This is a genomic window from Streptomyces pathocidini (assembly GCF_001418495.1).
Lineage (GTDB): Bacteria > Actinomycetota > Actinomycetes > Streptomycetales > Streptomycetaceae > Streptomyces > Streptomyces pathocidini.
Window position 1 is genome coordinate 1 of the sequence record NZ_LIQY01000305.1, and the last position, 6,626, is coordinate 6,626.

Sequence of the window (6,626 nt, forward strand, 5' to 3'; positions counted from 1 at the left end):
GTGCGGGGGCGTCCGAGGGCGCGGGGGTGTTCGCCCGTAGCGGATGGAACCCGGCCGCGCCGCATGGAGTGTCAGTGCCGGAGGGTAAGACTTCCCTAGTGGGAGGGGCGACGCGCGGGCCGGAGCCGGTGGCGTTCGCCATCGGCGTAGTGGTATCGAGGGTATCCGCCTGGCCTGCGGGAACATCGTCTCGCACCATCGAGTTGGAGCAGATGTCAGCTGTTCGGCAGTAATTTTCCCCGCCTGCGCGGGGGTGATCCGGACGGGTGTCGGCAGTTGGAATGAGCTGTCCCGCCCTGCGGGACTAGCATGCGGAAGGACAGGGAGGGGATCGTCCCCGATCTTTCTGACCGCTCTGAGGAGCGATTAACGATGTTCGAGAGGTTCACCGACCGTGCGCGGCGGGTTGTCGTCCTGGCTCAGGAAGAAGCCCGGATGCTCAACCACAACTACATCGGCACCGAGCACATCCTCCTGGGCCTGATCCACGAGGGTGAGGGTGTCGCCGCTAAGGCCCTGGAGAGCCTCGGGATTTCGCTCGAGGCGGTCCGCCAGCAGGTGGAGGAGATCATCGGCCAGGGCCAGCAGGCCCCGTCCGGGCACATCCCCTTCACCCCCCGTGCCAAGAAGGTCCTGGAGCTGTCGCTCCGCGAGGCCCTCCAGCTCGGCCACAACTACATCGGCACCGAGCACATCCTGCTCGGCCTGATCCGCGAGGGCGAGGGCGTCGCCGCCCAGGTTCTCGTGAAGCTGGGCGCCGATCTGAACCGGGTGCGGCAGCAGGTCATCCAGCTGCTCTCCGGCTACCAGGGCAAGGAGGCCGCCACCGCCGGCGGCCCGGCCGAGGGCACGCCCTCGACCTCCCTCGTCCTGGACCAGTTCGGCCGCAACCTCACCCAGGCCGCCCGCGAATCCAAGCTCGACCCGGTCATCGGGCGCGAGAAGGAGATCGAGCGGGTCATGCAGGTGCTCTCGCGCCGCACCAAGAACAACCCGGTCCTCATCGGCGAGCCCGGCGTCGGCAAGACGGCGGTCGTCGAGGGCCTGGCCCAGGCCATCGTCAAGGGCGAGGTGCCCGAGACCCTCAAGGACAAGCACCTCTACACCCTGGACCTGGGCGCCCTGGTCGCCGGCTCCCGCTACCGCGGTGACTTCGAGGAGCGCCTGAAGAAGGTGCTCAAGGAGATCCGCACCCGCGGCGACATCATCCTGTTCATCGACGAGCTCCACACCCTGGTGGGTGCGGGCGCCGCCGAGGGCGCGATCGACGCCGCCAGCATCCTCAAGCCGATGCTGGCCCGCGGTGAGCTGCAGACCATCGGTGCGACGACGCTCGACGAGTACCGCAAGCACCTGGAGAAGGACGCGGCCCTGGAGCGCCGCTTCCAGCCCATCCAGGTCGCGGAGCCGTCGCTGCCGCACACCATCGAGATCCTCAAGGGCCTGCGGGACCGCTACGAGGCGCACCACCGCGTCTCGATCACGGACTCGGCCCTCGTGGCGGCCGCCACTCTGGCGGACCGCTACATCTCCGACCGCTTCCTGCCGGACAAGGCGATCGACCTGATCGACGAGGCCGGCTCCCGGATGCGCATCCGCCGGATGACCGCTCCGCCGGACCTCCGCGAGTTCGACGAGAAGATCGCCGACGTGCGCCGGGACAAGGAGTCGGCCATCGACTCCCAGGACTTCGAGAAGGCGGCATCCCTCCGCGACAAGGAGAAGCAGCTGCTGGCGGCGAAGGCCAAGCGTGAGAAGGAGTGGAAGGCCGGCGACATGGACGTCGTCGCCGAGGTCGACGAGGAGCTGATCGCCGAGGTTCTGGCCACGGCCACCGGCATCCCGGTCTTCAAGCTCACCGAGGAGGAGTCCTCGCGGCTGCTGCGCATGGAGGACGAGCTCCACAAGCGCGTCATCGGCCAGAAGGACGCCATCAAGGCCCTGTCGCAGGCGATCCGCCGTACGCGCGCCGGTCTGAAGGACCCGAAGCGCCCGGGTGGCTCGTTCATCTTCGCCGGCCCGTCCGGTGTCGGTAAGACGGAGCTGTCCAAGACGCTGGCGGAGTTCCTCTTCGGCGACGAGGACGCGCTGATCCAGCTCGACATGTCGGAGTTCAGCGAGAAGCACACCGTCTCGCGCCTCTTCGGCTCGCCTCCCGGCTACGTCGGGTACGAGGAGGGCGGCCAGCTCACCGAGAAGGTGCGCCGCAAGCCGTTCTCGGTCGTCCTGTTCGACGAGGTCGAGAAGGCCCACCCGGACATCTTTAACTCGCTGCTGCAGATCCTGGAGGACGGTCGCCTGACCGACTCCCAGGGCCGGGTCGTGGACTTCAAGAACACGGTCATCATCATGACGACCAACCTCGGTACCCGGGACATCTCCAAGGGCTTCAACCTCGGCTTCGCCGCCGGGGGCGACCTCAAGACCGGCTACGAGCGGATGAAGGCCAAGGTCAACGAGGAGCTCAAGCAGCACTTCCGGCCGGAGTTCCTCAACCGTGTCGACGACACGGTGGTCTTCCACCAGCTGTCGCAGGAAGACATCATCCAGATCGTCGACCTGATGCTGTCCAAGGTGGACGAGCGGCTCAAGGACCGCGACATGGGCATCGAGCTCAGCGGCGAGGCCAAGAAGCTGCTCGCGAAGAAGGGCTACGACCCGATCCTGGGCGCCCGGCCGCTGCGCCGGACGATTCAGCGGGAGATCGAGGACGTGCTCTCCGAGAAGATCCTCTTCGGGGAGCTGCGTCCCGGCCACATCGTGGTCGTGGACATCGAGGGCGAGGGCGAGGAGAAGACCTTCACCTTCCGCGGCGAGGAGAAGTCGGCGCTGCCCGACGTCCCCCCGATCGAGTCCGCGGCGGGCGGGTCGGGTCCCAACCTGACGAAGGACGTCTGAGGCGCCCTGTAAAGCCGTAGACCCGGTAAAGCCGTAGAAAGGGCTGGGCCCGGAACCGTGCACACGGTTCCGGGCCCAGCCCTTTGTCGTGCGGCGGGGGCGCCGTATTCGCGGGCGGATTCCACCGTGGGCCTTTGGTCCCGAAACGGACAGACACAAGACCCGCGGAATTGCCTTTTGATCTTATGCGCCGGTGACATGACGCACGTGGGCTGGCTCACGTACGGCACGGAATAGTAGCCACATGGGGTGAAATGTCCGAAGTGCGCGTTCTGTGCATGCGGCAAACCAGGGCCCACGGCCTCGTGCCCCCGTGTTTCCCAGGCCTGAGCTCCACCGTCCTGTGGGAGAAGGAGGAGGCGCGGGATTCGAGGGCGGGTTTCCGAGGCCTTTGACGGTGTCCGCAAAGGCCTGCCGAGGGCGGCGAATCAGGCCCCTTTTCTACGACATCGGCTAGTAGAAAGGCCGCTTGGCGCCTCGGAAAAGGCGGGTTACCAAGGATGAGCGATTCCGGAACGCAGCCGGGATCGAGTCTCTCTCTGGAGGAAAGCCCGCATGACGAAGCACACCCAGAAGACCAGCACCCCGAAGGCCACCGTCCGCCGCCGTGCCGCGATCCTGGCCGTGGGAATGGGAGCTTCGGCGGCACTGGGAACCGGGGTCGCGTTCGCCGCTGCGGGCGCCCCCGCTCCCCAGGGCGGTGAGCTGCTCGCCGTCAACACCGCCGCCAAGCTGTCCCAGGTCGTGAAGGCCCAGGCCGAGGGTCAGAAGAAGGCCGCCGACACCCAGGTCGCCGCTGCCAAGGCCAAGGCCGCCGCCGCCAAGCGCGCCGCCGAGAAGGCCGCCGCCGACCGCAAGGCTCGCGAGGCCAAGAAGATCACCCCGGCCTCCTGGACCACCCCGGTCGACAAGTACACGCTCGGCTCGACCTTCGGCCTCGGCGGCAGCCACTGGGCCAACAAGCACTCCGGCCAGGACTTCGTCGTGCCGACCGGCACCAAGGTCAGGGCCGCCCACACCGGCACCGTCGTCACCGCCGGCTGGGGTGGCGCGTACGGCAACAACATCGTGATCAAGCACGGTGCGAACACGTACACCCAGTACGGCCACCTCTCGAAGCTGGAGGTCCGGGTCGGCCAGCAGGTCACGACCGGCCAGGAGATAGGCAAGTCCGGCAGCACCGGTAACTCCACCGGCCCGCACCTGCACTTCGAGACCCGGACCCAGCCGGTCTACGGTTTCGCGGTCGAGCCGCTGCACTTCCTGCGCTCGCACGGCGTGAACCCGTGACGCACCTGAGCGTGTGACGCCCGGACTCCGGGCACGGTCGCAAACCGGTCTACGCGTGATGGGCCGAGGTGACCAACTCCAAGGCGACCTCGAGGACGGCTTTCTGCTTGTCCTCGAGGTCGCCTTCGATGTCTTTGAGGGCGAACGTGCCCGCGTGGATGGTGAAGAGCGCGCTGATGCAGCGGACCTGGTCGCCCAGCGGGGCGTCCGGCTCCTTGATCAGGTCGAACAGGGAGAACAGGCGCACCTTGAAGCTCTCGCCGATGCTCAGCTCCCGCATCGTCGCCTGGTTCTCCTGGATGAAGCGGAAGAGCGGGCCGGCGTCGGCCAGCAGGGCGCTGTAGCGGCGCAGCAGCTCCTGCTTGGTCTCCAGCGTGCGGGGCTGCTTCCCGCCCCACTCGATCAGCTCGTCGAAGGGCTTGCGCCGGTCGTCGAAGATGCTGATGACCAGGTCTTCCTTGGTCTTGAAGTGGTAGTAGAGGGCCGCTTTGGTGACCTGGAGATGCTCGGCGATCTCCCGCAGCGAGGTCTTCTCGTACCCCTGCTCGGCGAACAGCGACAGGGCTACGTCCTGGATGCGCGCGCGGGTGTTGCCCCGCCGCGCCTGTGGTGTGCTGCCCATCGTGCTGCTCTCCCCAATACTTACTTGACGCCCGGCTAGTAGTCGGTCTACCTTCCCAGTGTAGTCACTAGCCGGTCGGCAAGTAAGTAGGAGTCAGGCCATGTCACAGCCCCCCGCAGCCGCGCAGCCCGGATCGGAGGAGCCGTCGGCGGCCCCGTCGGGCAAACCGCAGGCCTCCGTACGCATCGTGCTGCTCGCGCTGATGATCGCGATGCTGCTCGCGATGCTCGACAACATGATCATTGGTACCGCGATGCCCACGATCGTCGGCGAACTCGGCGGCCTTGAGCACCTGTCCTGGGTCGTGACGGCCTACACCCTGGCGACCGCCGCCTCGACCCCGATCTGGGGCAAGATCGGCGACATGTACGGGCGGAAGGGCAGCTTCCTTACGTCCATAGTGATCTTCCTGATCGGCTCCGTGCTCAGCGGCATGGCCCAGGACATGGGCCAGCTGATCGGCTTCCGGGCGATCCAGGGACTGGGCGCCGGCGGTCTGATGGTCGGCGTCATGGCGATCATCGGCGATCTGATTCCGCCGCGGGAGCGCGGCAAGTACCAGGGCATGATGGCCGGAGTCATGGCTCTCGCCATGATCGGCGGCCCGCTCGTCGGCGGCACCATCACCGACCACCTCGGCTGGCGCTGGAGCTTCTACATCAACCTGCCGCTGGGCGCCGTGGCCCTGGCCATGGTCACCGCCGTGCTGCACCTGCCGAAGAAGCGCACCAAGGCCCGTATCGACTATCTCGGCGCCGCGCTGCTGACCGTCGGCATCACCTCGATCGTGCTGGTCACGACCTGGGGCGGCACCGAGTACGCGTGGACCTCGGCCGTGATCATGGAGCTGATCGCGCTCGGCGTTGCCTCCCTCGTCGGCTTCGTGTTCTCGCAGACCAGGGCCGCAGAACCGATCGTGCCGCTGCACATCTTCCGGAACCGCAACTTCACGCTGATGTCCGTGATCGGCTTCCTGACCGGCTTCGTGATGTTCGGCGCGGTGCTCTTCCTGCCGCTGTTCCAGCAGTCGGTCCAGGGCGCCTCGGCCACCAACTCCGGGCTGCTGCTCCTGCCGATGCTGCTGTCGATGATGGTCGTCTCGCTGTTCGCGGGCCGGGTCACCACCCAGACCGGCAGGTACAAGGTCTTCCCGATCGCCGGTGGTGGGCTGATGGTGCTGGGCCTGTTCCTGCTCGCCCAGATGGACACCGACACCTCGCGGCTGACCTCCGGCCTCTACATGGCGGTGCTCGGCGCGGGCATGGGCTTCCTGATGCAGATCACGATGCTGGTCGCGCAGAACAGCGTCGAGATGAAGGACATGGGCGTCGCGTCCTCCACGGCCACCCTGTTCCGCACACTCGGCAGCTCCTTCGGCGTCGCGATCATGGGCGCGATCTTCAACCACCAGGTGCAGCAGGAGATGACCGAGCGGGGCGGCTCGGCCGCCGCCGGGGCCACCTCGCACTCCGCCCAGCTGGACGCCGCGAGCCTGGCCAAGCTGCCCGACGCGGTGCGCGAGGCCTACCAGCACGCGGTCGCCTCCGGCACCCACTCGGCCTTCCTGCTCGGCTCCGCGATCGCCGTGATCGCGTTCGCCGCGGCCTGGTTCGTCAAGGAGGTGGCGCTGCGCGGCGCGGGCTCCAAGCCGACCGGGTCCGTGGAGGGTGGGGACGCTCCGCAGGGCAAGGCGACGGTTGCAGAGGCCGTCTGACCTGGGCCGACCCGGCCGTGAAGGCCCCTGGCGCCAAGGCGCCGGGGGCCTTTGTCAGTGGTGCGTGCCAGCATCGTCGTGTGACCAGTGACGCGCCCCCCC

At 67.5% G+C, this 6,626-nt stretch carries 4 protein-coding genes; 3 read left to right on the forward strand and 1 reads right to left on the reverse strand.

Annotated features, from left to right (window positions below; genetic code table 11):
* Positions 1 to 372: 372 nt before the first annotated feature.
* Positions 373 to 2,898, forward strand: coding sequence for an ATP-dependent Clp protease ATP-binding subunit (locus AOK16_RS15640; protein WP_055472853.1), 2,526 nt, complete (start codon positions 373 to 375; stop codon positions 2,896 to 2,898).
* A 555-nt stretch (positions 2,899 to 3,453) separates the two neighbouring features.
* Positions 3,454 to 4,188: a M23 family metallopeptidase gene (locus AOK16_RS15645; RefSeq protein WP_055472854.1), complete on the forward strand. Its 735-nt coding sequence runs from the start codon at positions 3,454 to 3,456 to the stop codon at positions 4,186 to 4,188.
* 49 nt (positions 4,189 to 4,237) lie between these two features.
* On the opposite strand, the gene AOK16_RS15650 is transcribed toward AOK16_RS15645, so the two are convergent.
* Positions 4,238 to 4,810 carry a TetR/AcrR family transcriptional regulator gene (locus AOK16_RS15650; RefSeq protein WP_055472855.1) on the reverse strand — a complete coding sequence of 191 codons (573 nt, stop codon included), beginning with the start codon at positions 4,808 to 4,810 and terminating at the stop codon, positions 4,238 to 4,240.
* 100 nt (positions 4,811 to 4,910) lie between these two features.
* Between AOK16_RS15650 and AOK16_RS15655 the strand changes: the two genes are divergently transcribed.
* Positions 4,911 to 6,524 (forward strand): MDR family MFS transporter, encoded by a 1,614-nt coding sequence (locus AOK16_RS15655; RefSeq protein ID WP_055472856.1) that lies wholly within the window; start codon positions 4,911 to 4,913, stop codon positions 6,522 to 6,524.
* Positions 6,525 to 6,626 lie beyond the last annotated feature (102 nt).

Coding starts and splice junctions, on each gene's coding strand:
- AOK16_RS15640 (WP_055472853.1), top strand. CDS start 373: ATGTTCGAGAGGTTCACCGACCGTGCGCGGCGGGTTGTCGTCCTGGCT.
- AOK16_RS15645 (WP_055472854.1), top strand. CDS start 3,454: ATGACGAAGCACACCCAGAAGACCAGCACCCCGAAGGCCACCGTCCGC.
- AOK16_RS15650 (WP_055472855.1), bottom strand. CDS start 4,810: ATGGGCAGCACACCACAGGCGCGGCGGGGCAACACCCGCGCGCGCATC.
- AOK16_RS15655 (WP_055472856.1), top strand. CDS start 4,911: ATGTCACAGCCCCCCGCAGCCGCGCAGCCCGGATCGGAGGAGCCGTCG.